Consider the following 24,269-nt stretch of genomic DNA (forward strand, 5'->3'; position numbering starts at 1 on the left):
TAATGAGTTAATATAGAAAATATTTATATTAATGAAACTGAGATTCAGCTTTGTAATACAACACGGAGGTTTTGTTTAAATGTGGATTACATTTGTATCAATAAAAACAAAAAATGTGAGTTACAATTGTAACATTACATCAGTTTACTTTTGTAAAAAAAATAAGGAAGAACCTAAAATTGAATTTGTATTTTTGTCAGATACTTTTATCAATGGAAATTATAAATCCACATATCTTAAAAACAATTTATAGCTCTAATAAGGAGACTGCTCTTTTTGGGAAATGGATTCATGATGCACATATTTCTCCGTTATTATCAAAATTATCAGATAAACTTGCTGTTTCTATAATTGGGAATTCAGAGAATAAAGTTCCAATTCGTTCTGTACAAGTTGGTTCTGGCGCAAAAAAGATTCTTATTTGGACACAAATGCACGGAAATGAAAGCACTGGAACAAAGGCTTTATTCGACTTTTTTAATTGTATTGTTAGTTCTACAAATCCTGTTTTTAAAGCGATTTTAGAGAAGTGTACCATTTTATGTATTCCGATGTTAAATCCAGATGGATCGTTAAACTACACGCGTGTAAATGCCAATAATATAGATTTAAATAGAGATGCAGTAGATCAAAAAGCTAAAGAAAGTAAGTTGTTGCGAAGTGTTTTAGAAAGTTTTCAACCAGACTATTGTTTTAATTTACACGATCAAAGAACCATTTTTGGAGTAGAAGGTACTCAAAACCCTGCAACCATATCGTTTTTAGCACCATCCGAAGAAGTAACAAGAAAACTAACAGAAGGTAGAAAATTAACGATGAATGTGATTGTAGCAATGAATATGTTGTTGCAAAAAGTAATTCCGAACCATGTTGGTAGATATACAGACGAGTTTTATCCAACTGCAACAGGAGATAACTTTCAGAAATTAGGATTCAACACCATCTTAATTGAGGCTGGACATTTTCCTGATGATTATGACAGAGAAGAAGCTAGGAAATTCAACTTTTATGCGCTTGTACAAGGAATACATCATATTGCTACAGCAACTGATTATAGCGAGTATTTACCTTATTTTGATATCCCAAACAATCAAAAAAACTTTTTTGATATTATTGAACTTACAAAAAACACTACAACAGGAAAAGCCTATCAATTTGTAGATAAAATTGAAGACAACAAACTTGTTTCAGATATTGTCTTAGAAAAAGAAGGTGATCTCAGCGCTTATCTCGGGCATGCAATGAAATAGTTTTTTTATGTATTTTTTTTATCATTATTACTCTTATTTTAAATATAATTCATATTTTTGGCATATTAATTGAATAATATTTAAAAAATAATGAAAAAGTTTGTTTTAGATGAGATTGATCATCAAATACTAGATGTGCTAATTGAAAATGCCAGAACTCCGTTTACAGACATTGCTAAAAAGCTATTAGTTTCTGCAGGAACAATTCACGTTCGTGTTAAGAAAATGGAAGATGAAGGCATCATTCAAGGATCAACATTAACACTTAATTACGAAAAAATGGGCTATTCTTTTATTGCTCATGTTGGCGTATTTCTTGAAAAAACATCCATGACTCAAAGTGTTATTAAAGAATTAAGCAACATACCAAATGTTACTGTAGCGTATGTAACTGCTGGTAAATACAATATTTTTTGTAAAGTAAGAGCCAAAGACACAAACGATGCTAAAGACATTATTTATATGATTGATGATATTGATGGTGTAAATAGAACAGAAACAATGATTTCATTAGAAGAAAGCATCAACGATAAAAAAAGAATGATGCATGCTATTTTTAAAGAACTGTAAACTTCAATAATATATATTGAAATCCTTATCAATTATTGATAAGGATTTTTTATTTTATAATAATTACTAAATTCATTTTATGACTCATATTTCAAAGCTACCCAATTTAGAAACCACTATTTTTACAACAATGGGCAATTTATCAAATAAACACAACGCCATAAATTTAGCTCAAGGTTTTCCAAATTTTAAAAGCGATCAAAAACTAATTAATTTGGTTGCAAAAGCAATGAATGCTGGTTACAACCAATATGCACCAATGCTTGGTGTGTTAAAATTAAGGGAAGCGATTGCGCAAAAATTTGATGTTTTATATCAATCTACGTACAATCCAGAAAACGAAATCGTAATTACTGCTGGAGCAACGCAAGCAATATTTTCAATAATTACGGCATTTATTAATACTTCGGATGAAGTTATCATGTTTAAACCTGCGTATGATTGTTATGAGCCAGCAATTCAATTGAACGGAGGAAAAGTCGTTTCCATGCAACTGAATTATCCAAATTATAAAGTAGATTGGAATGAAGTAAGAAATGCAATTTCTGATAAAACGAAAATGATCATCATCAACACACCACAAAATCCTTGTGGAACTGTTTTTTCTAAAGAAGACATGCAACAGCTAGAGCTGATAACAAACAACACAAATATTATTGTTTTAAGTGATGAAGTTTATGAACACATGGTTTTTGACGGATTAAAACATCAAAGTGCTTGTTTATTTCCGCAATTAAAAGAACGGACTTTTATAACCGCATCTTTCGGAAAAACATTTCATAATACAGGTTGGAAAATGGGCTATTGTTGTGGTCCAAAAGAACTCATGAAAGAGTTTTTAAAAGTGCATCAATTTAATGTGTTTTGTGTAAATCATCCAATGCAGATTGCTTTAGCTGAGTATATTGCTATAGCTAATAACTACAAGCAATTAGACTTGTTTTACGAGCAAAAAAGAAACCTCTTTCTAGAAGCCATTAAAGACTCTAACTTTACGTTTACTCCATCTAAAGCGACCTATTTTCAAGTATTAAATTACAGCAACATTACTAATGCTAATGATGTTGAATTTGCAAAGAAACTAACGATAGAATTTGGAATTGCATCCATTCCTGTTTCAGTTTTTAACACCGATAAATTAGATGAAAAAGTACTGCGTTTCTGTTTTGCTAAAAAAGATGAAACCTTGCTAAAAGCAGCAGAAATTTTAAATAAATTATAATCGTATTACTATTAAAATAATGCATTGTACTTCGCTTTTTATTTTTAAATTCGCAACTACAACTAACTAAATGATTACATGATTGCTCAAATTAATTACTCAAACACTTCCTTAGAAACTGCTCAACTTATCGATTTATATACTTCGATGTTAAAACCAAGATTGATAGAGGAGAAGATGCTGATTTTATTACGTCAAGGTAAAATCTCTAAATGGTTTTCTGGAATTGGCCAAGAAGCCATTTCTGTAGGTGTAGCTTCTGCATTAAACAAAGACGAATATATTTTACCAATGCACAGAAATTTAGGCGTGTTTACAACTAGAGAAATTCCGTTGTATCGCTTATTCTCTCAATGGCAAGGAAAAGCAAACGGATTTACAAAAGGGAGAGATCGTAGTTTTCATTTTGGAACACAAGCTTACCATATTGTAGGCATGATTTCGCATTTAGGTCCGCAATTTGGAGTTGCAGACGGAATTGCATTGGCACATAAAATTAGAAATGAGCAAAAAGTGTGTGCTGTGTTTACTGGTGATGGCGGAACAAGTGAAGGCGATTTTCATGAAGCGTTAAATGTTGCTTCTGTTTGGAATTTACCCGTGTTGTTTTGTGTAGAGAATAATGGTTACGGACTTTCAACACCATCTTCAGAGCAGTTTAATTGTGAAAACATTGCTGACAAAGGTATTGGTTACGGAATGGAAAGTCATATTATAGACGGAAATAATATTGTAGAAGTCTATACAAAGGTTTCTGAATTGGCAGAAAGTGTTCGTGCAAATCCAAGACCCATTTTATTAGAGTTTAAAACCTTTAGAATGCGTGGTCATGAGGAGGCGAGCGGCACAAAATATGTTCCTCAAGAATTAATGGATACATGGGCAGCAAAAGATCCGCTAGAAAATTTTAAAGACTATTTAAAAGCAGAAAAGCTACTAACAGAACAAGAGGATGCACAGTTTAAAGAAGACATGCTTCATGAAATAAACGAACATTTGCAATTGGCTTTTGACGAACCAACAATTACAGTAGATTTAGAAACAGAACTAAATGATGTATATAAAGACTTTCAATCAGAAATCATCAATCCATCCACAGAAACCAAAAAGATTCGTTTAATTGATGCTATTTCTGACGGATTGAGACAATCGATGGAACAACACGATAATTTGGTAATTATGGGACAAGATGTTGCTGAATATGGCGGCGTTTTTAAAATAACAGACGGATTTGTAGCGCAATTCGGAAAAGACAGAGTTAGAAACACACCCATTTGTGAATCTGCAATTGTTGCTGCAGCCTATGGCTTGTCTATCAATGGAATGAAAGCTGTGATGGAAATGCAATTTGCAGATTTTGTGTCTTCAGGATTCAACCCGATTGTAAACTTATTAGCAAAATCACATTATCGTTGGAGCGAACACGCAGATGTTGTGGTAAGAATGCCTTGTGGTGCAGGCGTTGGAGCAGGACCATTTCATAGTCAAACCAACGAAGCGTGGTTTACCAAAACACCAGGTTTAAAAGTGTTGTATCCAGCATTTCCTGCCGATGCAAAAGGCTTGTTAATTGCTGCAATTAATGATCCAAACCCGGTATTGTTTTTTGAACACAAAGCATTGTATCGTTCTGTATATCAAGAAGTGCCAGAGAATTATTATACGCTTCCTATTGGAAAAGCGGCTAACTTAAAAGAAGGAAACGACATTACCATTATAAGCTACGGAGCGGGAGTACATTGGGCCTTAGAAACTTTAGAGAAACATCCAACAATTTCTGCAGATCTCATCGATTTAAGAACCCTACAACCGCTAGATGTCGAAACCATTTATGCATCCGTAAGGAAAACAGGAAAAGCAATTGTGTTGCAAGAAGATTCGTTGTTTGGCGGAATCGCAAGTGATTTGTCTGCTTTGATTACCGAAAATTGTTTTGATAGTTTAGATGCTGCAGTAAAACGTGTTGGAAGTTTAGAAACTCCAATTCCGTTTGAAAAGGATCTAGAAAAGCAATACTTGGCTAAAAACCGTTTTGAAGCTGAGTTAAAAGAATTGCTAGCGTATTAATTGCTAGATTTATTCATTCTTTGTAATTGAATGTTTGGGTAAGAACTGTATCAATAAGAAAGAACACAAACCGCAAATAAAGAACCCAATAAATAAAGGCAAGGCCGTTTCTATTACATAACTACCAATAAAGGTTGCAATTGGTACTGCCATAATGGTAGATACAAATCCGTTTATAGCAGAACCAACTCCGGCAATATGACCGACAGGTTGCATGGCTAAAGCACGTAGGTTTCCGAATAAAAATCCGATAGCAAAAAACTCTAATCCACAGAAAATTAAAAAGACTGTAATGCTTGGATTGATATCATTGTTAAAATAAATAATTGCGTAGAGTAGTGGCACTAGTGTAAACATTAGTGTAAAGACTTTTACCAAATTATACATGCCAAAACGCATTACAAAGGTTCCGTTTAAAAAGGTAGCAAAGCCAACGGCAATTGCCAATCCTGCGAAAATGTATGGAAACTCTTCTTTAAAATGATATTGCTCTTGAAAGATATGCTGTGACGCTGATAAATACACCATAAAAGAACCTGTTATAAAGCCAGAAACTAAGGTAAAAGTAACTGCTTGTTTGTGCTTGATAAATTCTTTTGCGCCATCTATAAAGAGGCGAACTCTAAATTTTGTTCTCTTTTCTACAGGCAATGTTTCTGGCTGCCTTTTCCATAACCAAATCATAATAGCAACACCAATAATTAACTGACTGATAAAAATGGCTTTCCAACCATATGCATCCAAAATAAGTTTACCGATTGCAGGTGCCACTACAGGAACCAAAATAAAAAGAACAACTACAAATGACATGATTTTAGCCATGTAATTTCCGCTAAAACTATCTCTAATCATTGCAATACTAATGGTTCTTGGTGCCGCTAAGCCAATCCCTTGTAAAACTCTACCTACTACCATGGTTTCTAAATTGGCGGCAGATACACAGATAAAACTAGCAATGACAAAGAGCGTAAAACCCATATAAATAACAGGTTTTCTACCTAAACTATCAGAAATAGGACCAAAGATTAATTGTCCGAAGCCCAATCCTAAGAAAATCATAGTAACTAATAATTGATTGTCTGTAGTATTGTGGATTCCGATAGAAATTCCGATTTGCTCTAATGCTGGTAATAATGCATCGATAGATAAGGCTACAATAGACATTAACGAAGCCATTAAGGCAATAAATTCTATTTTAGATCTTTGTTTATTTTGCATTCTGCAAATCTACCGTTAAGAATTTGTATTTTGGTTGTTTAAAAATAAAATATGTCTATTGAGAGATTAGTAAATGATATTGGCGGAATTGATATTTACCTTTTAGATCAAATTTTAAAGGGACGATATGAAGCAGAGGCAGTAATTTTAGATGCCGGTTGTGGGACAGGACGCAATTTAAAATGGTTTTATAAGCATGTGTATGAATTGTATGGAGTTGATACTAACTCTAGTAGTTTACAAGTTGCAAAAGAGAAGTATCCAAAGATATCTGACCAATTGTCTGTGCAAAACTTAGATGTGTTAAATTTTAAAGACCATCTGTTTGATCATGTTATTTGTAGTGCTGTATTGCATTTTGCACAACATACACAGCATTTTTTAAATATGTTTTCTGAACTGGTGCGTGTGTTAAAACCAGGCGGGAGTTTGTTTGTTAGAATGACCTCTAAAGAGAGTATTGAAAACTTTGTAACACCAATTGCCGATGGCGTATATCTTTTGCCAGATACAACCAAACGGTTTTTACTAACAGACAGTTTATTGGACCAACTTTTAGATTTGCATCCTTTGCAATTAGTAGCGCCCAAGAAGTATGTAAATGTGGATAATACACGCTGTATGAGTACTTTGGTATTTGTAAAAAAGAATCCTAAAAACTAGAGAAATTCTATAAAAGATCCTATTTGAATACAGTAACTTTGCACTTTTAAAAGCAGTATAAAATGAAGAAAGAGTTTTTTAACTACACATTTATTGTAATCGGTTGTGCAATCATGGCGTTTGGCGTAGTAGGTTTTTTGAGTCCGAATGACATCACTATGGGCGGAACAGGAGGGTTGGCAATAATTTTTGACAGTGTTTTTAAATCTTCGATCGGAATTTTATTTATGATGATTAACATTCCGTTATTGTTAGTAAGTGTGAAATACTTAGGAAAATACTTTGCATTAAAAAGTGCGATAGCCATTATATTAATTGGGATTTTTATTGATGTTTTATCAGAATTTATTGGATTAGGAGCGTTGAGCGAAATACCAATCTTGGCTACTTTGTATGGCGGAATTGCAGTTGGAGTTGGAATCGGTTTTATTTTTAAAGGTGGTGGATCTGCTGGAGGCGGAACGATTATCGCTAGAATTGTAACCTCAAAAACGTCTTTAAAAACCGGAACGGTTATTTTAATGCTAGATTCTGCTGTTGTTATTGCAGCTGGAATTGTGTTTAATAGTGTTGAATTGGCTTTGTGGAGTATGATAAGTATTTTTACAACTACTAAGATGATTGATATTGTTTTAACAGGAAGGCCAAACGATCGTATTGTGCATATTTCTTCGTGCAATAATTTAGATGCCATCGGTATTTTAATAAAAGAGCGCATTGGTGTAAACGGAACTTTGGTAAAAGGAAACAATCTAAGTTTAAGCGAAAAGAAAGACATGATTTTTGTAGCAGTTCCTATCAATAGATTGGAAACCTTAAAGCAACTTATTTTTGAGAATGATAAGAGCGCTAAAATGGTGGTAATGGATGCTTCAGAACTGTTAGGAACGAAGTTCTTAAAATAATCAGGTATTTTATTGTTATTTAACTTGCTAGAGTGTGTGTGTAGAAAATTACTATTTAACATAATGTAAATTATAGAACAAATATGTAATTCTTTCTTTAAAGCTGTATTGTGGCGATTTATGTATTGTTATAGCTATTATAGTATTTGTTTTTTGTTTGTTTTTATTCTATTGAAAGGAAATCTTATTTTGAAAACTTGACACTCTTTTATATGAAATATCTGAGGTGCACATACTATGGCTTTGACATGGCTTTGACATGGCTTTGCTATGGCTTTGCTATGAAGTATCAATTTATTAATTTATGTAGTAAAGATTTAACAGTTTGCAGTTCTTAATTATCAGTAAATAATTATTAATGATTGGTTACAAATCTTTGTTTATGTTCATTTTGTCTTGAAACAAAACGAACCAAAAGTTCAAGACTTGAATCTTCGGCGGTCAATTTTGTTTTCGATGCCTAAAAGAAAAGAACTCGCTTAGCTCAGACAGCTTTTCTTTTTAAACGGCATTTTCAAACAATTGACACTCGCCTGCCAGATTCTATGACGGTGGAGTTTGTAACTACATTTATTACTTGTACTGGATTTTTAAACTGAAGGCACTCGCCTACCAGATTCTATGGTGCTTTAGATAGTAGCTTTAATTATGCTTTGAAATTCTTGTGAAATTTTAACTGCTTAAGAAACTTTATTACTAAACCCCTAAAATATTTACGCTCATTTCTCCTATTGTTTTAACCAAAATTTTATGAGGACAAGTAAAATATCGAGATTCTATTTTACATAATATTAAACGTCATTCTTCCCATACCACACTAATAACATTGTTATATGCTGGCGTTATTATACAAAATTCATAAAAATTGAAGTCATTATCATTCTCATATTTATTCAATTCTAACCAAGTGGATTTCCATATAGGTTGTTTGGATTTTTCTTTTGTATGAATTTTACCCTTTTCAAAAAACTCCATTGCTACAGAATCTTCTGGTGGTGATAATTTAGTACAATCTGTAATGTAATGTGGAAAGTCATTATTTCGCATCCAATATTTTACTCTTTTATTATATGAGTGGAATAAACAAATTGGGTGATCACCTAATTCTAAATATTTAAACGCAACTGAAGTAAGACTAGTTTTAAAATAACTAGATAAATCTCTTAATAGTTTTGGTGAAAATTTTTTGCCTTTTTGTTTTTCATAAAAAATTATACTAGGCATTAAAAGTTCAGAGGCAAATTGATTTGCCTCATACTCTACTCTACCATTTCTAGCTTGTTTCTCCTTATTGTTGAACCAAGACATAGTTGCTTCATTATCATTATGTATATCAATTCCTTTATGCATAACTAAATGCCCTATTTCGTGAGCAATTGTGAATCTTCTTTTTTCTTCAAAAGGAATACCATTATTAATTTCAATAATCGTATTTTTTTTTCCAAATATGATACGTCCATCAGAATTGGTCATTGGTTTATGGACAATAGTACCACCTAAACCGCTAGCAAATAAATCTAATGGGAAATCTATTAAATCATCAAATCCATTATCACGTAATAAATCTCTTGCACATGCAGAACCCTTTGTATATTTAATCAGTTTCTCCATCCAATTCGTCCATCAAATCCACTAAATTTTTACCTTTAATTATTTCCTTTATTTCTTCTTCTGTCAACTTATCCAAATTTCTGAATTGCACTGAAAGCTCTTTGGCTTCAATTATTTTTTTTAAAGAAGCAATTGGTTTATCAATATTCTTTTCAATAGCATCTTGAAATTTAGCAACAATAGTTTCTAATAAATAATCCGTTTTTTCTTTTACTATGATGGCTTTATTCATAAACTTAATTCTCTTTGAGAATTTAGATATTTTCTCATCTTCTTGTAATACATCTACACCATCATCTTTCAAAGATTCTTTAATAATATCAACATCTAGATTTAAATAGAATTCTGTGATACCTTTATCTATGTTATTCTTTATTTTGCTCATGATTTTTTTTGTAAAATGTTTTTACGCCTTTTTTGTAAACGTTTTAAGGCATTGTAAATGGTGGTAACATCTAATTCAAGAAAATCAGCAATTTCTTGAGGTTTGAATATTTCATCACACCAACACTCGAAAATTAATATTTCTAGGTCAGTTGCTTCTGAAGCATTTAGTTTTTTTAAAAAGTCCTTTTTTTCAGTTTTATAATCGATTTTTTGTGTAGTTGTATCTTCAAAACCAATTTCATCTGAAATTACAGGAATATCTAGTATATACGATTCATCAATGATTTCTTCATCAGGTGTATTTTTACGTCTTTTTTGTTTTTCAATTGAAGCATAAATATCACTTTTAAGTGATCCAAAAACGAATCCTTCAAAATCAATTTCATTTTTATCCCAATTTCTAACACCTGAAAGAGCTTTTTCAAACACAGCAAATACAAAGTCTAACGGTTCTAGACCATCGTAGTTTTTTTTATTATATCCTAATTTGCTAATAGTAAATGCTTGCATTCTTCTTATCAAGCTGTCTATATCACAATTTTTAAGGACTTCAGATATTTCATTGTTAATTTTTAACATAGAAGCGCTTTCTATTTATTATATGCTCATAGGTTTTATTTTTTTTCCATGAAATGGCAAATTATGAAATATTATGAGCATAGTACTTATAGATAGCATTAATAATTTTAAAAAAAAACAAAAAATGGCTAGAAATAAACCTATTGGAGACAACGCTAGAAAAGGAGCAGTAAAACAGCGCTCGCAAGTGCTAAACCCTAAAACGAATCTTTATGTAAAACGAGATACAGAAACTGGAAAGTTTATGGATGTAAAAACATCTGGAGGTAAATTTAAAGGAATTAGAAAAGAAAAATAATAATTAAAATGATAAATAAAAATTTAAAATTATGGTAGAAAATAGTAATAATGAGAAAGCCCCAGGGCAAAACAAAGAGTTTACAATTTATGTTAACGCAGCTCCAGAAAAATGGATAGGTAAAACCATTTCATTTGATCAAGTAACTAAACTTGCTTTCCCAAAACCACCTTATCCTAATACAGAGTATCAAGTTGTATATGCTGATGCTCAAGGAAATAAAGATGGAACATTAGCGGAAGGACAAGATGTAAAAATTAAAGAAGGAACTCAATTCGATGTCACAGCAACTGATAAATCATAGTGATGACCTTCAAAGGTTACAGAAATTGAATCTGGTAATGGATATTAAGAATGATTTCTTGTTTATTCACAGGATACCTTATTTAACATCTTCCAAAGAAGTAAAGTATGGTATCTTGGTTTCCAGACTACAACGAGCAGGTCACAGGACGCAACCAAATCCAGAACACACTACTTATTTTCAGGGCGAAATGCCTTGTAAATTGGATGGAAAACCATTTAATATTGTTGCTAATCCTAACAAACAAGTTCTAGCGGATGGTTTTGAAGTAAATTTTCACTTTTCAAGTAAACCTAAACCTCATGGTTACAGTGATTATTATCATAAAATGACAACTTACATTAATATGATAACAGCACCTGCTAAAGTTATAGATGAAAATGCAAGTGAAATAGGTGCGCCTTTAGATATTAGTGAAGAAGAAACGGTATTTAATTATGCTGATACTAACTCAAATAAACCTGAGTTAAAAGAGCTTACAAAAAAATTTGAAAATCAAAAAATTGGAATTATTGGTCTTGGAGGTACAGGTTCTTATATTTTGGACTTGGTTTCTAAAGTTCCTGTACAGGAAATACATATTTTTGATGGAGATTGGTATTATAATAATAATGCATTTCGATCTCCTAGTGCAGCTTCCATAGATGATTTAATAATCCCAAAGAGAAAGGTGGATTACTACAATTCAATTTATTCCCGAATGCACAAAGGAATTATTAGCCACCCATATTATTTAAAAGAGGATAAATTTTTTGAGTTACTTAACTTTACATTTATTTTTATTAGCATAGATAAGGGTGACATTAAGAAGAAGATAATAGAGTTTTTAGAGTTAAATAATATACCTTTTATAGATTCAGGCATTGGTGTTGATTACAAAAATGGAGCATTAACTGGGCTTGTACGAAGTACAACAGGAACAAAAGGTAATTATAAACATTTTTGGAATAGTCCTTATATCTCATATCAAGATAATCCAGATAACGAATATAAAAATATTCAAACAGCAGAATTGAACTTATTAAATGCTGGTTTTTCCGTAATGAAGTGGAAAAAACTTTATGGTTTTTATCATGATCTTACAAATGAGCACAATATGTTTTATAGAATAAATGCTAACAAAATTCAGAATGATGAGACTGGAACATAGATTTGTAGAATTCATACCGAAAGAACTTGAAAATAACGTATTATACATTTCAATTAGGTTTCGAACAGCCATTCATAAATGTGCTTGTGGTTGTGGAATAAAAACAGTGACACCTCTTTCTCCCACGGATTGGAAATTGATTTTTAATGGAAAATCAGTTTCTCTAGATCCATCAATCGGGAACTGGAGTTTTCCTTGTCAGTCGCATTATTGGATATATAAAAACAAGATTGAATGGGCTCAAAAATGGAGTAGAGAAAAAATAGAAAAAGGTAAAGAGGAAAGTAAAAACATAAAAAAGGAATATTACAATGGTTTTGGTTGTTTAAAAAAATCTAAAGATAGTTCTAAACTAAAAAAGCTTTGGAGGAAATTTACTTGGTTATTTGATAAATAGTACCTTGAAAATATTGAATTAAGTCTTTGCAAGAGACTACTCTATCTTCAGTTTCTTGATAATATTTTCAAGTGCTTTTGTTTGATTTTCAGTTAACTTACCTTTTCTCTGACAACTTTGTTTCAAGGAATTAATAAAATTTGTGTCAAACCATGAATTATTTTCAGCCCATTTTAAAACCAAATTAATTCTTGAGAAGTTTGAATTAGATTCGTAACTAGTAAAATCAATTAATTTTTGATTAATTTTTTTACGTATTTCTAGTTGTTTATAAGAAAATTTACGTTTTTTAAGTGTGTCTAAATAAAATTTATATTCAAAGTCAGATAATACTTTTTTATCAAATAGATATTCGAGTACTTCTGGACTCATACTTTTCGTTGAGTCTTCTTTTAATCGCTTAATTGATGTGAAAATCTTATTCCCTTCGTCTATTCCTAAAAATTTATTCACACAACAATTTCCAACTTCTGCTTGTCTATTATTTACATTGTTTTTTAAAACACAAACATTCTTTATTGGATAATGCCCACAAAGACATCTTTGCAATTCATCACTATAATAAGCATATTCAAAACTCCATTCATTTTTCGCGCTATCCCAGTAACCTGACTCACTTAATTTTATTATTTCTTTTGTTAATTTGAAGTGCATTCAATTAATATTCGATTAGAAGCTTATTCCACTAAAGTTAATGATCTTTGCACAACAATGTTTTCATAATATTCAGTGTAATTACTATTATCCTGATATGTTGCAAAAATGTTGTCTGCCATTATGTTTGCAGTATTTTCATTATTAGCATATAAAAATGTTTGTAACAAAACAACAAGATTTTCATCAATAATTGCAACAATTTTTAATTCATATTTGTTCATCACTTTAAGGTATTTTATATTTCTTAAATATACAAATTTCTTATAATTAACCTATTACGGAATCCTATAATTGATTGAAAATTAGAGAGAATAATTCCATTTCAGACACATTATGCTCTATGTCGGTTAAGATTGTGACTTGTTTTTGAGAGATTGCCGCGTCGTTCCTCCTCGCAATGACTAGTGGGTGAGATTGCTTCGGTCCTACTTCCCTGGCAATGATTAGTTGTGAGATACTAAAACACTGAAATAAATTCAGCGTAAACAAGTTCAGCATAAAAAAAGAGACAACCCCTTTCGAGGTTGCCTCCTACTTACTACTAAATAAGGCTTCTTACTACCTTATCTTTTTAATGCCCAAAGGCATTTGTTTGTACTATGCACTAGCCAACAGTACTTATGCTCATTGCATTAGCACTAGAGAGCTCGTACAACTCTGTATTTATTTGTTGGTAAAATAGAATACCTGTGGCTACGACTACACCAACAGTGTCTGGTAATGGAGCTGCGAAGCCCAAATCTACAGTTAAGGTAGTATCTGCACCAACGTCACCGCCAATAGGTATTGCATCAGAATACTGAATGCCACTCACTTTGTTTTCTGTGGGTGCTACGGGTTCGTACTTTTTTAGTTCTGCTACAAATTGATAATTGCTTAACACTGTAGTGGCTAAAATTAGTTTGAAATGTGTAGCACCTTCTGGAGCTCTAAGAAAGTTAGATGTGTTGAAATCTGGTATTACCCATGTGGTAATACTTCTGTTAACATCTAAGGTTGGCGCTGTGTATTCTGGATAAAATACCGTGCTTAGTGGTATTTTTTTGTTGAATTGAAAGCCTTCTACAACTGCTTTGTTTGGAAGAATTTCGAATTCGCGCTGCCCTCTTACACCAGCACCTAAAGAATTTAGTTTTTTAAAAACGCCTGTAAGCCTACCTGTAAGAGTAGTGTCTTTGATGTTTTTAATAATGGAACCAAATCCTTGTCTGAGTGCTTTACCTACTGTTCAGATGCGCCAAACTCTGACATGTTTTCTCGTGTACGTTTAAAATTAGGATCGTTATCAATCCTGCTTTTATCTATACCTCCTGTAGTTTTAACGATGTCTTTTCCACCGCTTTCGTAAAATGTAAGTCCACCTAATGAACCTTTTAACTTGATAAAGCCTTTTTGCTTTGCCATAATAATTTTTGATTTGTGATTGTTATGCCCAACAACGCACAGCATACTGTTAGCTATAAAAGCATAACAATCTGATTAAATAAAAATGGATTGCGCAAGCGCAAAACCCTTGATCATCATCGGCCTAATGATTTTAGGTAAAGTAGGTAAGAAATTACATAGCAATTGTAAGTGATACAAATTTAATAAAAAAATATTAAATGATGTAATTTGTTTGAATATGAGGTTGTTAGGGTTTGGTTTTTAGTTTAAAGTTGGAGTATTCTTTTCTGTCTTTTTTCTTCCTTTACTTTTTTCCATTGCTGAAAAAAGTAACAAAAAAATCTAGTCTTATTATAATTTTATTGAATTCTAAAAAGAAATTCCACTATCGTGTCCAGACCGTTGCACTCTTTGGACACTTAGCCGTTTCATTCCTTTTGAATTCTTACTAAAATTATAAGTATGACAGTTTAAGATTCTAACTTTAATTTGTGATTTTTAAACTGAAGACGCTCGCCTGCCAGATTCTATGACGGTTTAAGATTGTAACTTTTTTTACTTTTACTTCTTTCATTTTTCCTTGATGAAAAACGAAACAAAAAATCAAGACTCACTTTTCTTTTTTTTGAATTTTACTTTCTATTTCACTAACGAATCCAGACCGCAAGCTCTTTGGATTCTTGCCGTTTCATAGAAATTAAATTCTTACAAAAAACAAAATAGGTCGGTTTAGATTGTAACTACATTTATTACTTGTACTGGGTTTTTAAACTGAAGGCACTTGCCTAGTAGATTCTATGACGGTGGAGATTGTAATATCTTGAGTTTTTACAAAAATTAAAAGTATGTCGAGCTTCCTTTAGATGATGTCTTTAGTAAAAAATGTTAAGGCAAGCTTTGGAATCTTACTAAAATTATAAGTATGACTGTTTAGATTGTAACTACATTGGTTAAAAGAAATTATTGACATGATTCTTAAAGCAAGTGTTAAAAAGTAAAAACCAAATGTTCTACAAAGACAAATAAATACATTTAATTGTATCTTTGTGGTTATATATTATATTTAGTTACTTCGTTAATTTCTATGCCTTTTAAAAAATTACATTCCGATTTAAAAGAGATGTTAGCATCTCTAGAAATGACAACACCTACTCCTTTTCAGAGTACTAGCATTCCTGTTATAAAAAGTGGTACCAATACCTTTTGCACAGCTCCAAAAGAGAGTGGAAAAACAACAGCGCTTATCCTTACTACATTGCAAAAACTAAAATGTGAGGCCGTTGGAAATGCCCCAAGAGCTATCGTTTTGGTAGAAAATACTGAAAAAGCATCAGAATTGTACGAAGGTTTTTTAAATTATATTAAATACAATTCTTTACGCGTTTATTTTGGCGACGAAAAACTTCATATTGATGTGCTTAAATCAGAAATATTTGAAGGTGTAGACATCCTTATTTGCACACCTAAAACCTTAAATAAGTTGCTTTTATTAGAAGGTTTAAATACAACTCAGTTAAAGATATTTAGTATAGATGATGCTGATTTCTTAGCAGAAAAAATGGCTTACGCTGCTTTGATGTCAATTGTACCCAGCATTCAAAAATGCCAGTTTGTAATCTACTCAGAAAAAATGCACCCAATTCTAAAACGTTTTGAGTCCAATTTTATGCAATACTCAAAAAAAGTAGCTCTATAGGTTTTTACTGATCTCTACTTTCTAATTGCTAGAATCTCACAACAAAAAATGAATACATGACGATACCTAAATTACATTATATATCACAAGGCAGTTCTTCAAAAGAACAATTAGAAAACATCCAAAAAGCTTGTACTTCTGGTGCAGAAATGGTGCTACTAGATTTACAAAATGTGTCGGATAAAAAGCTTTTAGAAGTAGCTACAGCAGCAAGAGAAATTACAGCTCATTTTCAAACTAGATTGCTACTAAAAGGGAACTATAAAATTGCAAAAACAGTAAAAGCAGATGGTGTGCATCTTGAAAACACTGACGTCTGCCCTACTGTTGTAAGAAAGCATGTATTTACATGGCAACTTATTGGCGCAACTGCAAATACCTTGCAAGACTGCGAAACCTTACTAGAAAAAGAAGTGGATTATATTCGTTTAAGTCCGTTTAGACAAACAGAAACCAAAGACGATACAATAACCGTTTTAGGTGTAAACGGATATACTTTAATTACAGAAGCTTTACAAACGGAAACTCCAATTATTGGTTTTGGAGGAATTACCACAGCAGATGTTACAGATATTTTAGCAACTGGAGTTTCTGGAATTGCTGTAGCAGACGCTATTACTCAAAATTTTGATAGTATTAAAGTGTTTAATCAATTGTTAAAGGCTTCAGCTACAGAAGAGCAACGGCATGCGTTTTAAGTATTATTCTTTTCTTTTTTTATAAGATTGCACATGTCTTTTTAGCCAACCTTTAGTGGTTAGATTTGTAATAATGTTTTTACGTTTATTTTTGTTTTTAAATGCTAAAACAATTTGACGTGGATAATTATAGATGCGATAACTATAGTATGTAACTAATTTTTCTATTCTATACAGATTCTTATGCATTGAAAATTGATACCGCAACATTAAAAAGTTTAAAAAAAGAGATTTTTTATATAATGGCACTTCTGTTTTAAAGAATTTGTGCATCGATTTAAGATAGAGGTTTTTTAAATAATAATTGTGTTTGTAGTTTTGTAAAGTGCTTTGCACTTCTGGTTTAAAAGACAATAAGAAGCAATCGTATACCTGTCTTAGTAAAATTAAGCCACTATTATAACTATTGTCGTTTACTTGTGCATTAAGCATATTATGTAACGCTTGATGAGCATAAGAAGGCACGTAATAATTGGCTATTTTTTGTTTGTTAGAAAAGATTAGGTCGCTGCTAAGTTTAGAGGCGTGCTTATTATCTAAAACATTCCAATGTATTTCTAGAGCTCCAATAAAATCTTTATGTATTAACCTTGCATAATGTCTTGATTTAATAAGTAAACCTTCTTCGTACAATCTGACATAGCCTGCTGCTTTTAATATTTTAGCTACCTTTTTTACCTGATCTTGAGCCACTAAAAAATCGATATCGCTCACCATTCGTTCGCCTATATCTAGATATAACCCTTCTAAAATATGTGCCATTCCTTTTAAAAACACGAATTTAATTTTGTGTTTATCTAGGATGCTGACTAAATGATCTACTTGTTTTATAAGCGCCTCATTCCGTTGCTTATTGGCATTAGATATTTGTTCAAAATAAGCTTCTAGACCTTCTGGTAATACCGTTAATAATTGCGCCTGTTTAAGATTGTAGTATAAAGCTGGTACAACCACCTGATTAGAACTGAATTTTACAACTTTATCCCAATCTACATATCCAGATGCTATTAGCTTTAAAACCTCTTTTCTCCTTTCGGGATACTTTACCAACGACAAGCAGCTACCTGTAAAATACAATGTCTGTTTATACGTCATCTTTGTAAAGGTTTTTTACACAGCTGTACATTGCTTCGTTATCAGAATACGTTAAAGAGTAACATGTAAGCCCTGCAAACCAATCTATAAAAAGTTGTGCGTTTTTTGATACTGGTGATAACCAAGAATCTGGAATGAGTTGTTCAAAGGCATCTTCGCTATTGAGTTTACTTAATTTTATGTTGGAATCTTTTTGATATTTTACAAACACCAGTTTATTACAAGGTAAATGCGTTTGAAATGGATTTTCTAGTTTAGGTGCTACCAAATATCTTACAGATTTATTGATGTACTTTAAGTCGATTTGAGGGGCATCTTTTAATTGCGGAAACAAAGGGTTTAGCGTTTCTAAAGCTTTTTCTTTTATAGAGATTGCTGCAGGAAAATAATGTACCTGTTGCGTACTGGCTTCAACTGGAACAAAATCATCTGCAAAAAGTGTATATCCTTGTGCTACTAACAACGCCGCTAGCGTGCTTTTTCCGTTACCAGAATCGCCTAAAAATAGAATGTTTTGATGTCCGTCGCTTATAGCGGATGCATGAAAAACCCCTAACCAATCTGACTCTGACTTGTTGTACAGTTTTTCGACTAACTTCATAGAGAATTTTCCTTGAAAATAGTGCGCATTCTCTTCAGACCAAGAATCTACAAAATTACCATTCACATTTAAAACAATTTTGTCATCTTTAAAAAACACTTCAAAATGATGTTGGTGGCTGGTATTTGTATTCGTTTCTAAATGTGTAAACTTAGGATGAATTAAAAAAGCGAGCCTTTCTGTTTGATAAGACACTTTAAAGCAGGTATTGTTGATGTTGTAATATTTTATGGTTTTAGGTACAACGGATGTCTCTAAAATGCTATTCACTTGAGTAGTGTTATTTTTTGAAACGTTTAATTGTTTTATTAAGCCTACAACCGACTTTAAGAGTATTTCTGCATCTTGCTTTGATAGATTAAAGTGATCTGTTATCCAATTACTCAGCTGCAATTGGTTTGGGTCTTTAAAATAATGTTTTATTATTTGCGCAGTTTTATGAGCTACCAATACATACGTATTGCTGTTTTTAAACCAAACAATACTTTTGTCTTTTAATGGTTTTACTAATAAATCTTGAAGTTTACTCATGATTTTAAGTGGTTATTGTAAAATAATCTTTATTCTTTAAAAAAAAATATTACACCAATAAATTGATGTAATATTTTAATTTGTCTATCATTTAAAAAAAAGTTATCCCCCAAACCCAGGACCTCCTGGACCTCCAGATTGTGCTTGTGCCTTTTTAGGATTTAGTATTATAAAAGTAGATAAAGCTGTTATAGCCATATATTTAGCTACTTTTTTGACAGCTTCATTTCTTGTGATAAGTTCTTCTGAAGTACCAATCTCATTGGTTACTGCATTTTTCTGTTTCTTGTTATCCATTTTTTGTTCTTTGAAATTAGTACCACAGTATTTTTTTACTAAAAGGTTTGTTGTCTATATTGAATTTTACAAAATAAATACCTGTAGACATTATTGGTACATTGATATCTTGTTCATTTCCTTTTTGTAATTTTGTGGTGTAAACCATACGACCTAAACTGTCAAATATGTTAATTGAACCTTTTTCTGCAACCGTACCATAAAGTCTTATGTTTTGTTGCTCAGGTGAAGTTACCAATGTGTATTGTGAAGCTAAATAATCATCAATAGCCAATGTACTGTTTACTTTGGTGTGAAGGAAAAAGCGCCCTGTACCTGATGAACTTGTACTAAAATTTACTGTATACGATTTATCTGTATTGTTAATTTCTGAAACTGTGTTTAACAATTTATCTTCTAAAAATACCTTTTTACCTGTAGGTAAATCTGTTGCAGTAGCTTTAAAAGTTATTTGTGTACCAGCGTTTGCATCAATTCCTATTGGGATAACAGTAGTGTTATAGTTTGTGTCTGGTACTGCCTGTAAAGCAAATTTCACACCATTGTCTTGTACCAAGTGTGTATAAAGATTAAAATTAGCAGCGCCTACAGCATTAAGTTGACCGGCATCATAACCAGGGTCTAGGCCTAAAGTAGTGCCACTGATGTATTTAATATCTGTACCTCTTACAGTTCCAACATTATTATCTATAGTAAGGTTTATTGTGGGTATAGCCGATATAGCCGCTTTTTGAAAATTATTTGCTGATTGGTGTGTACGCATATTATTTAAAAAGCCAACTGAAGCCCCACCTGTTTTAGATTTGACAAAGAAAGCTTGACCAGGAGCTAAAGAAAATGATCCAGTACCTTGATTAACAACATCGTAAGAACTATTAGTTGGATTCCATATATACATCGATACATATGATGGATCTAAACTTGCACTATTTTGTGTTAAAAAATTATCTGTTGCATGAGCACTCGCATTCCCAAAAACGGAAGAAGGAAATGGGTTGCCAATTAAGTTCCATCCAGTTACATTCTCAGTTAAGTTAAAGCCTATCGGACCATCATTTATAAGTCCAGTAAAACCAACTTTCCCATTACCATTCATTAAGATTTCATACCCTTTGGCTTCCACAAATGCAGTTGCTGGAGCTGGATTAGACCCATCTGTAGTATAATTTTTCCAAGTACTTACTCCGTTTGCTGGAAAAGCATTATCATAAGTGGCTAAACTATATTTCACACCACTTTGTGTCATACTTGCCCCATGAGCAGTTATAAAAGAAGCTATTGTCCCTCCGCCACTGCTCAATGGAGTGCTTATTAAATGCCAATCTCCCCCAGTAAGATACCGTTGGTATGACGCTATAGCTCCAGTATAAGAACCAACAATAACTGAGCCGCTATTGGAAGCATCAGAATCTATTATCAATCCACCGCCATTATTAAATAAATTGTTTGTTATCGTTAATGTCCCTGTAGGGACAATATTTAAAGTACCACCACCATTAATTGTCATACTTAGAGCAACAGCTCCTGGGGTATTTAAAGTACATGTCAAACCACCTGAGATAACAACATTATGACCAGCCGTTGGGACTTGTCCTAGGTTCCAATTAGCTGGTACTTCCCAAGCACCATTCTGAATAAAGATGTTTGTTTGAGCAAAGCCAAAAGTGCTTATAAAAAGTAAAACTAAGAGAGTAATTTTGTGTTTCATATTTTAAAGTTAGTTTAAATTGATATCTTTTTCGAGTTTGTTTTTATAACAAACATAGACATTAAAATGATACGTAGTAGAATTTGTGAAGTAAAGGCGCTTTTTTGGGATATACATTTAACAGTTGACTGTCAACAATTAACAATGAACAATTAGCCGTTCGTTGGTAACATAAAGTTTCTTTTTTTTTCATTGCTGACCTTTTTCTTAGTTTTACTAGCTACCATCAATCAAAAGACATTTTGATTTTGCTAATGCTTAAAGGTGACGCCAAAAATGACGAGTAAGATTGTGCTTTGCTTTATGAGATTTCTCCTATTGTAGAAATGACAGTTGTTTAGCTACAATGAACAGTTATCAGTTAGGAGTTCGTAATTAATTAGTAGTAAATCTATGCTCTATTCTCTTAAACATAACGCTTACTGGAGTTATCAGTGAAACAAGGAACAATTAGCTGTTGTTATTTTGAAAAGTATAGATTTTATTGAGCAATTAAATTAAAAGCAATTTTAATTCCTTGTATGATCATTCCTGTACCAATAATTGCAATGATTAATCCCATAATCTTACCAATTACTGAAATGACATTATGCCCTACTATTTTTACAATAAAATCGCTTAACCTAAAGGTAAAATAGGTCAATAAACTCATAGACCCAAAAATAGCAATTACTAAGAAGATTTGTAATGGTGATACATTAGATACAAAATTCATTGCTGTTACAATGGTTCCTGGTCCTGCTAAAATTGGAATTGCCAATGGAGAAATTGCAATATCTTCATCTGTATGAACATTTTTAATGCTTTTTACATTCGATTGTTTGGATTGTAGCATTTCAAAGCCTATAAAAAAAATTAAAACTCCGCCTGTAATTTTAAATGCAGGAATGCTAATATTAAATAACTCAAAAATATATTTCCCTAAAAGAACAAAAAAAGCAACAATGATAAAAGCTGTTAAATTAGCCTTTTTATTAATGTTCCTCTTTGTTTTTTTGTTCATTCCTTGAGTTAATGAAACAAAAACCGTCATGTTTGAGATCGGGTTTGTGATTGCAAAAAATGCAGTAAACACAGTAATAGAGAAGGTTATTAAATTATCCATTTGTTAATGAGTTATGAATCTAGTGCTTTTTAATGTGCAAAATTAAGTGATTAATTGTGAAGTTTTGTGTTTTTGTTTTTTTTCTTTACTAACCTCTTTCTTAGTTTCATTAGCTCTCTTCAATCAACATGTATTTTTATTTGGTAATGCCCTAGCAGACACAACAAAAATCTAGTCACTAATCTTCGGCAGTCAATTATTTTTTTTTTGATATAAAACGAAACAAAATATCAAGACTCACTTTACTTTTTTTTTGAATTTTATTTTCTATTCCACTCACAAATTCAGTCCGAAAGCTCTTTTGATTCTTACCTTTCGGTAGAAATTAAATGCTTATAAAAAACTAAATATGCCAGGATTGATTGTAACTTTAATTTATAATATTCAATCTATTAACAGTCGCATACTATATTCTATGACAAGGTTTATTTAGTAGTTAGGTGTATGTAGTAATCCTCTTGTATCTTGTCTTTTTAAACCACTTTTCAATAAAAGTATACTTGTGTTATCAATTTTATTGATTGTTGTATTTATAAATAATAATCAAAAAAAGAATGAACGTTCATTTTTAATATATCTTTGTGCAAGAAATAAAAACAACATGGCACAACTTCAAAAAAGTATAGACAAGCGAAATGCACTTATAAAAGCAACAATTGAGCTGGTTAATAATAGTGGTTTTCATGCAACACCGATGAGTAAAATAGCAAAAATGGCAAACGTTTCTCCTGCAACTATTTACTTGTACTTTGAAAACAAACAAGACTTAGTTAACAAAACTTATATAGATGTAAAAGCTGCCTATACAGATTACGCCTTTGCAACGTATACAGAAAATATGTCTGTAACAGAAGGCTTTGAAATTATTTGGAAACGAATTGCAGATTTTAAACTCAAAGAGTGCGAAAACGCAATGTTTTTAGCACAATGTGACAATACTCCAATTATTGATGAAGACAGTAGACAAGAAGGAATTAAACATTTACAACCCCTACTCGATCTTTGGGCTCGTGGAAAAAAAGAAGGCATTATAAAGCCTATTTCTGATTACTTATTGTATGCCTATGCTATAAATCCTTTATCATTTTTAATGATGTCAGAAAAAAGAGGTGCTTTTAAATTAGACAATACTCTTTTAGAAGAAGCGTATCAAGCTGCTTGGAGCAGTATTAAATCTTGTAAATAAATTAGAATATTAAATTATACATAAACAATAAAAGTAAAAATAAATAGATGGAATTATTAGATAAACTGAACTGGAGATATGCTGCAAAAGCAATGAATGGAGATAAAGTAGCAGAGGAAAAAATAGAACGAATTTTAGAAGCTGCACGTTTAGCTCCAACCTCAAGTGGTTTACAACCTTTTGAGATTATTGTGATTAAAAATCAAGAAATCAAAGAAAAAATTAAACCTGTAGCTTGGAATCAATCTGTAATTACAGACTGTTCTCACCTATTGGTTTTTGCTGCTTGGGATACTTATACAGCAGATAGAATTAACTATATGTTTGATTTGACAAACGAGATTCGTGGATTTAAAAACGAAGGATGGGAAAATTACCGTCAGATGTTGTTAAGTGCTTATCCACAAAAAGAGGCAGAAGAAAACTTTAATCATGCTGCAAAGCAAGCGTATATCGCATTTTCAGCCGCTATTATTGCTGCTGCTTACGAAGGTGTTGATGCAACACCGTTAGAAGGATTTAATCCTGCTGCAGTAGATGAAATTTTAGGACTGCGAGAAAAAGGATTGCGTAGTGCGGTTTTATTGCCAATTGGATACAGAAAGGAAGATGCAGATTGGTTGGTTAAACTAACGAAAGTAAGAAAGCCAATGAAGGATTTAGTGACTGTAATTGAATAATTAAAAAG

At 31.9% G+C, this 24,269-nt stretch carries 28 protein-coding genes; 15 read left to right on the forward strand and 13 right to left on the reverse strand.

Annotated elements, in window-relative coordinates; genetic code table 11:
• Positions 1 to 212: 212 nt before the first annotated feature.
• The 4 genes from ACEWL1_RS07535 (at position 213) to ACEWL1_RS07550 (ending at position 5,109) form a co-directional block, all read left to right on the forward strand.
• A complete protein-coding gene (locus tag ACEWL1_RS07535; protein ID WP_409232684.1) occupies positions 213 to 1,250 on the forward strand; it encodes a M14 family zinc carboxypeptidase in 1,038 nt (345 codons plus the stop codon).
• 90 nt (positions 1,251 to 1,340) lie between these two features.
• Complete coding sequence (locus tag ACEWL1_RS07540; RefSeq protein ID WP_409232685.1) at positions 1,341 to 1,820, forward strand: Lrp/AsnC family transcriptional regulator; 480 nt, start codon at positions 1,341 to 1,343, stop codon at positions 1,818 to 1,820.
• Between the two features lie 79 nt (positions 1,821 to 1,899).
• Positions 1,900 to 3,042, forward strand: coding sequence for a methionine aminotransferase (locus ACEWL1_RS07545; protein WP_409232686.1), 1,143 nt, complete (start codon positions 1,900 to 1,902; stop codon positions 3,040 to 3,042).
• Positions 3,043 to 3,120: 78 nt separating this feature from the next.
• Positions 3,121 to 5,109, forward strand: coding sequence for an alpha-ketoacid dehydrogenase subunit alpha/beta (locus ACEWL1_RS07550; protein ID WP_409232687.1), 1,989 nt, complete (start codon positions 3,121 to 3,123; stop codon positions 5,107 to 5,109).
• A gap of 9 nt (positions 5,110 to 5,118) precedes the next feature.
• On the opposite strand, the gene ACEWL1_RS07555 is transcribed toward ACEWL1_RS07550, so the two are convergent.
• The gene (locus ACEWL1_RS07555; protein WP_409232688.1) at positions 5,119 to 6,327 is read right to left on the reverse strand and encodes a multidrug effflux MFS transporter; all 1,209 of its coding nucleotides are present in this window, start codon (positions 6,325 to 6,327) and stop codon (positions 5,119 to 5,121) included.
• A 51-nt stretch (positions 6,328 to 6,378) separates the two neighbouring features.
• Here ACEWL1_RS07555 and ACEWL1_RS07560 point away from each other — a divergent pair, with 51 nt between their 5' ends.
• Together ACEWL1_RS07560 and ACEWL1_RS07565 are read left to right on the forward strand one after the other, a co-directional pair.
• Positions 6,379 to 6,990, forward strand: a complete 612-nt coding sequence (locus ACEWL1_RS07560) for a class I SAM-dependent methyltransferase (RefSeq protein WP_409232689.1) — start codon at positions 6,379 to 6,381, stop codon at positions 6,988 to 6,990.
• Between the two features lie 62 nt (positions 6,991 to 7,052).
• The gene (locus tag ACEWL1_RS07565; protein WP_409232690.1) at positions 7,053 to 7,895 is read left to right on the forward strand and encodes a YitT family protein; all 843 of its coding nucleotides are present in this window, start codon (positions 7,053 to 7,055) and stop codon (positions 7,893 to 7,895) included.
• Positions 7,896 to 8,693: 798 nt separating this feature from the next.
• On the opposite strand, the gene ACEWL1_RS07570 is transcribed toward ACEWL1_RS07565, so the two are convergent.
• The 3 genes from ACEWL1_RS07570 to ACEWL1_RS07580 are packed head-to-tail and all read right to left on the reverse strand — an operon-like array spanning position 8,694 to position 10,472.
• The gene (locus tag ACEWL1_RS07570; RefSeq protein ID WP_409232691.1) at positions 8,694 to 9,506 is read right to left on the reverse strand and encodes an ImmA/IrrE family metallo-endopeptidase; all 813 of its coding nucleotides are present in this window, start codon (positions 9,504 to 9,506) and stop codon (positions 8,694 to 8,696) included.
• Positions 9,490 to 9,891 (reverse strand): hypothetical protein, encoded by a 402-nt coding sequence (locus tag ACEWL1_RS07575; protein WP_409232692.1) that lies wholly within the window; start codon positions 9,889 to 9,891, stop codon positions 9,490 to 9,492. Before ACEWL1_RS07575 ends, ACEWL1_RS07570 begins: the two co-directional genes overlap by 17 nt.
• On the reverse strand, positions 9,888 to 10,472 hold the full coding sequence (locus ACEWL1_RS07580; protein WP_409232693.1) for a hypothetical protein: 585 nt from the start codon (positions 10,470 to 10,472) through the stop codon (positions 9,888 to 9,890). Before ACEWL1_RS07580 ends, ACEWL1_RS07575 begins: the two co-directional genes overlap by 4 nt.
• A 124-nt stretch (positions 10,473 to 10,596) precedes the next feature.
• Between ACEWL1_RS07580 and ACEWL1_RS07585 the strand changes: the two genes are divergently transcribed.
• Genes ACEWL1_RS07585 through ACEWL1_RS07600 form a run of 4 tightly spaced genes read left to right on the forward strand, consistent with a single transcriptional unit; the run spans position 10,597 to position 12,621 of the window.
• Positions 10,597 to 10,770 (forward strand): hypothetical protein, encoded by a 174-nt coding sequence (locus tag ACEWL1_RS07585; protein WP_409232694.1) that lies wholly within the window; start codon positions 10,597 to 10,599, stop codon positions 10,768 to 10,770.
• 31 nt (positions 10,771 to 10,801) lie between these two features.
• Positions 10,802 to 11,074, forward strand: coding sequence for a multiubiquitin domain-containing protein (locus tag ACEWL1_RS07590; protein ID WP_409232695.1), 273 nt, complete (start codon positions 10,802 to 10,804; stop codon positions 11,072 to 11,074).
• Positions 11,049 to 12,224: a ThiF family adenylyltransferase gene (locus ACEWL1_RS07595; protein WP_409232696.1), complete on the forward strand. Its 1,176-nt coding sequence runs from the start codon at positions 11,049 to 11,051 to the stop codon at positions 12,222 to 12,224. Before ACEWL1_RS07590 ends, ACEWL1_RS07595 begins: the two co-directional genes overlap by 26 nt.
• The gene (locus ACEWL1_RS07600) at positions 12,205 to 12,621 is read left to right on the forward strand and encodes a DUF6527 family protein (RefSeq protein ID WP_409232697.1); all 417 of its coding nucleotides are present in this window, start codon (positions 12,205 to 12,207) and stop codon (positions 12,619 to 12,621) included. Before ACEWL1_RS07595 ends, ACEWL1_RS07600 begins: the two co-directional genes overlap by 20 nt.
• A 36-nt stretch (positions 12,622 to 12,657) precedes the next feature.
• Here ACEWL1_RS07600 and ACEWL1_RS07605 read toward each other — a convergent pair whose 3' ends face one another.
• The 3 genes from ACEWL1_RS07605 to ACEWL1_RS07615 all read right to left on the reverse strand — a co-directional run bounded on the left by ACEWL1_RS07605 (position 12,658) and on the right by ACEWL1_RS07615 (position 14,161).
• Positions 12,658 to 13,275 carry a hypothetical protein gene (locus tag ACEWL1_RS07605; protein WP_409232698.1) on the reverse strand — a complete coding sequence of 206 codons (618 nt, stop codon included), beginning with the start codon at positions 13,273 to 13,275 and terminating at the stop codon, positions 12,658 to 12,660.
• Between the two features lie 23 nt (positions 13,276 to 13,298).
• Entirely contained in the window at positions 13,299 to 13,502 is a 204-nt protein-coding gene (locus ACEWL1_RS07610) for a hypothetical protein (RefSeq protein WP_409232699.1), read from the reverse strand.
• Positions 13,503 to 13,882: 380 nt separating this feature from the next.
• The gene (locus tag ACEWL1_RS07615) at positions 13,883 to 14,161 is read right to left on the reverse strand and encodes a hypothetical protein (RefSeq protein WP_409232700.1); all 279 of its coding nucleotides are present in this window, start codon (positions 14,159 to 14,161) and stop codon (positions 13,883 to 13,885) included.
• A gap of 4 nt (positions 14,162 to 14,165) precedes the next feature.
• On the opposite strand from ACEWL1_RS07615, the gene ACEWL1_RS07620 reads away from it, so the two are divergent.
• Positions 14,166 to 14,297 carry a hypothetical protein gene (locus tag ACEWL1_RS07620; protein ID WP_409232701.1) on the forward strand — a complete coding sequence of 44 codons (132 nt, stop codon included), beginning with the start codon at positions 14,166 to 14,168 and terminating at the stop codon, positions 14,295 to 14,297.
• Between the two features lie 202 nt (positions 14,298 to 14,499).
• Here the strand turns inward: ACEWL1_RS07620 and ACEWL1_RS07625 are convergent, their stop codons facing one another.
• Positions 14,500 to 14,682, reverse strand: a complete 183-nt coding sequence (locus ACEWL1_RS07625; protein ID WP_409232702.1) for a hypothetical protein — start codon at positions 14,680 to 14,682, stop codon at positions 14,500 to 14,502.
• Positions 14,683 to 15,784: 1,102 nt separating this feature from the next.
• On the opposite strand from ACEWL1_RS07625, the gene ACEWL1_RS07630 reads away from it, so the two are divergent.
• Complete coding sequence (locus tag ACEWL1_RS07630; protein WP_409232703.1) at positions 15,785 to 16,360, forward strand: DEAD/DEAH box helicase; 576 nt, start codon at positions 15,785 to 15,787, stop codon at positions 16,358 to 16,360.
• A gap of 56 nt (positions 16,361 to 16,416) precedes the next feature.
• Positions 16,417 to 17,058 (forward strand): thiamine phosphate synthase, encoded by a 642-nt coding sequence (locus ACEWL1_RS07635; protein WP_409232704.1) that lies wholly within the window; start codon positions 16,417 to 16,419, stop codon positions 17,056 to 17,058.
• Positions 17,059 to 17,061: 3 nt separating this feature from the next.
• Here the strand turns inward: ACEWL1_RS07635 and ACEWL1_RS07640 are convergent, their stop codons facing one another.
• The 5 genes from ACEWL1_RS07640 to ACEWL1_RS07660 form a co-directional block, all read right to left on the reverse strand.
• Positions 17,062 to 18,153: a nucleotidyltransferase family protein gene (locus ACEWL1_RS07640; RefSeq protein WP_409232705.1), complete on the reverse strand. Its 1,092-nt coding sequence runs from the start codon at positions 18,151 to 18,153 to the stop codon at positions 17,062 to 17,064.
• The gene (locus ACEWL1_RS07645; RefSeq protein ID WP_409232706.1) at positions 18,143 to 19,285 is read right to left on the reverse strand and encodes a hypothetical protein; all 1,143 of its coding nucleotides are present in this window, start codon (positions 19,283 to 19,285) and stop codon (positions 18,143 to 18,145) included. Before ACEWL1_RS07645 ends, ACEWL1_RS07640 begins: the two co-directional genes overlap by 11 nt.
• Before the next feature lie 102 nt (positions 19,286 to 19,387).
• Positions 19,388 to 19,582, reverse strand: coding sequence for a hypothetical protein (locus ACEWL1_RS07650; protein ID WP_409232707.1), 195 nt, complete (start codon positions 19,580 to 19,582; stop codon positions 19,388 to 19,390).
• Between the two features lie 16 nt (positions 19,583 to 19,598).
• Entirely contained in the window at positions 19,599 to 21,131 is a 1,533-nt protein-coding gene (locus ACEWL1_RS07655; RefSeq protein WP_409232708.1) for a T9SS type A sorting domain-containing protein, read from the reverse strand.
• A gap of 640 nt (positions 21,132 to 21,771) precedes the next feature.
• The gene (locus tag ACEWL1_RS07660; RefSeq protein WP_409232709.1) at positions 21,772 to 22,395 is read right to left on the reverse strand and encodes a MarC family protein; all 624 of its coding nucleotides are present in this window, start codon (positions 22,393 to 22,395) and stop codon (positions 21,772 to 21,774) included.
• 601 nt (positions 22,396 to 22,996) lie between these two features.
• Between ACEWL1_RS07660 and ACEWL1_RS07665 the strand changes: the two genes are divergently transcribed.
• Both ACEWL1_RS07665 and ACEWL1_RS07670 read left to right on the forward strand, forming a co-directional pair.
• Positions 22,997 to 23,581, forward strand: a complete 585-nt coding sequence (locus ACEWL1_RS07665; protein ID WP_409232710.1) for a TetR/AcrR family transcriptional regulator — start codon at positions 22,997 to 22,999, stop codon at positions 23,579 to 23,581.
• 47 nt (positions 23,582 to 23,628) lie between these two features.
• Positions 23,629 to 24,261 carry a nitroreductase family protein gene (locus tag ACEWL1_RS07670; RefSeq protein WP_409232711.1) on the forward strand — a complete coding sequence of 211 codons (633 nt, stop codon included), beginning with the start codon at positions 23,629 to 23,631 and terminating at the stop codon, positions 24,259 to 24,261.
• Positions 24,262 to 24,269: the final 8 nt, after the last annotated feature.

This window comes from Polaribacter gochangensis, from assembly GCF_046224025.1.
Lineage (GTDB): Bacteria > Bacteroidota > Bacteroidia > Flavobacteriales > Flavobacteriaceae > Polaribacter > Polaribacter gochangensis.

Bases quoted from the DNA above. Each gene is read 5' to 3' on its own strand.
- ACEWL1_RS07665 (WP_409232710.1), top strand. From the start codon at position 22,997: ATGGCACAACTTCAAAAAAGTATAGACAAGCGAAATGCACTTATAAAA.
- ACEWL1_RS07650 (WP_409232707.1), bottom strand. From the start codon at position 19,582: ATGGATAACAAGAAACAGAAAAATGCAGTAACCAATGAGATTGGTACT.
- ACEWL1_RS07670 (WP_409232711.1), top strand. From the start codon at position 23,629: ATGGAATTATTAGATAAACTGAACTGGAGATATGCTGCAAAAGCAATG.
- ACEWL1_RS07635 (WP_409232704.1), top strand. From the start codon at position 16,417: ATGACGATACCTAAATTACATTATATATCACAAGGCAGTTCTTCAAAA.
- ACEWL1_RS07605 (WP_409232698.1), bottom strand. From the start codon at position 13,275: ATGCACTTCAAATTAACAAAAGAAATAATAAAATTAAGTGAGTCAGGT.
- ACEWL1_RS07580 (WP_409232693.1), bottom strand. From the start codon at position 10,472: ATGTTAAAAATTAACAATGAAATATCTGAAGTCCTTAAAAATTGTGAT.
- ACEWL1_RS07590 (WP_409232695.1), top strand. From the start codon at position 10,802: ATGGTAGAAAATAGTAATAATGAGAAAGCCCCAGGGCAAAACAAAGAG.
- ACEWL1_RS07600 (WP_409232697.1), top strand. From the start codon at position 12,205: ATGATGAGACTGGAACATAGATTTGTAGAATTCATACCGAAAGAACTT.
- ACEWL1_RS07550 (WP_409232687.1), top strand. From the start codon at position 3,121: ATGATTGCTCAAATTAATTACTCAAACACTTCCTTAGAAACTGCTCAA.
- ACEWL1_RS07595 (WP_409232696.1), top strand. From the start codon at position 11,049: ATGTCACAGCAACTGATAAATCATAGTGATGACCTTCAAAGGTTACAG.
- ACEWL1_RS07555 (WP_409232688.1), bottom strand. From the start codon at position 6,327: ATGCAAAATAAACAAAGATCTAAAATAGAATTTATTGCCTTAATGGCT.
- ACEWL1_RS07645 (WP_409232706.1), bottom strand. From the start codon at position 19,285: ATGAGTAAACTTCAAGATTTATTAGTAAAACCATTAAAAGACAAAAGT.
- ACEWL1_RS07535 (WP_409232684.1), top strand. From the start codon at position 213: ATGGAAATTATAAATCCACATATCTTAAAAACAATTTATAGCTCTAAT.
- ACEWL1_RS07540 (WP_409232685.1), top strand. From the start codon at position 1,341: ATGAAAAAGTTTGTTTTAGATGAGATTGATCATCAAATACTAGATGTG.
- ACEWL1_RS07660 (WP_409232709.1), bottom strand. From the start codon at position 22,395: ATGGATAATTTAATAACCTTCTCTATTACTGTGTTTACTGCATTTTTT.
- ACEWL1_RS07575 (WP_409232692.1), bottom strand. From the start codon at position 9,891: ATGAGCAAAATAAAGAATAACATAGATAAAGGTATCACAGAATTCTAT.
- ACEWL1_RS07560 (WP_409232689.1), top strand. From the start codon at position 6,379: ATGTCTATTGAGAGATTAGTAAATGATATTGGCGGAATTGATATTTAC.
- ACEWL1_RS07630 (WP_409232703.1), top strand. From the start codon at position 15,785: ATGTTAGCATCTCTAGAAATGACAACACCTACTCCTTTTCAGAGTACT.
- ACEWL1_RS07585 (WP_409232694.1), top strand. From the start codon at position 10,597: ATGGCTAGAAATAAACCTATTGGAGACAACGCTAGAAAAGGAGCAGTA.
- ACEWL1_RS07565 (WP_409232690.1), top strand. From the start codon at position 7,053: ATGAAGAAAGAGTTTTTTAACTACACATTTATTGTAATCGGTTGTGCA.
- ACEWL1_RS07640 (WP_409232705.1), bottom strand. From the start codon at position 18,153: ATGACGTATAAACAGACATTGTATTTTACAGGTAGCTGCTTGTCGTTG.
- ACEWL1_RS07545 (WP_409232686.1), top strand. From the start codon at position 1,900: ATGACTCATATTTCAAAGCTACCCAATTTAGAAACCACTATTTTTACA.
- ACEWL1_RS07570 (WP_409232691.1), bottom strand. From the start codon at position 9,506: ATGGAGAAACTGATTAAATATACAAAGGGTTCTGCATGTGCAAGAGAT.
- ACEWL1_RS07625 (WP_409232702.1), bottom strand. From the start codon at position 14,682: ATGGCAAAGCAAAAAGGCTTTATCAAGTTAAAAGGTTCATTAGGTGGA.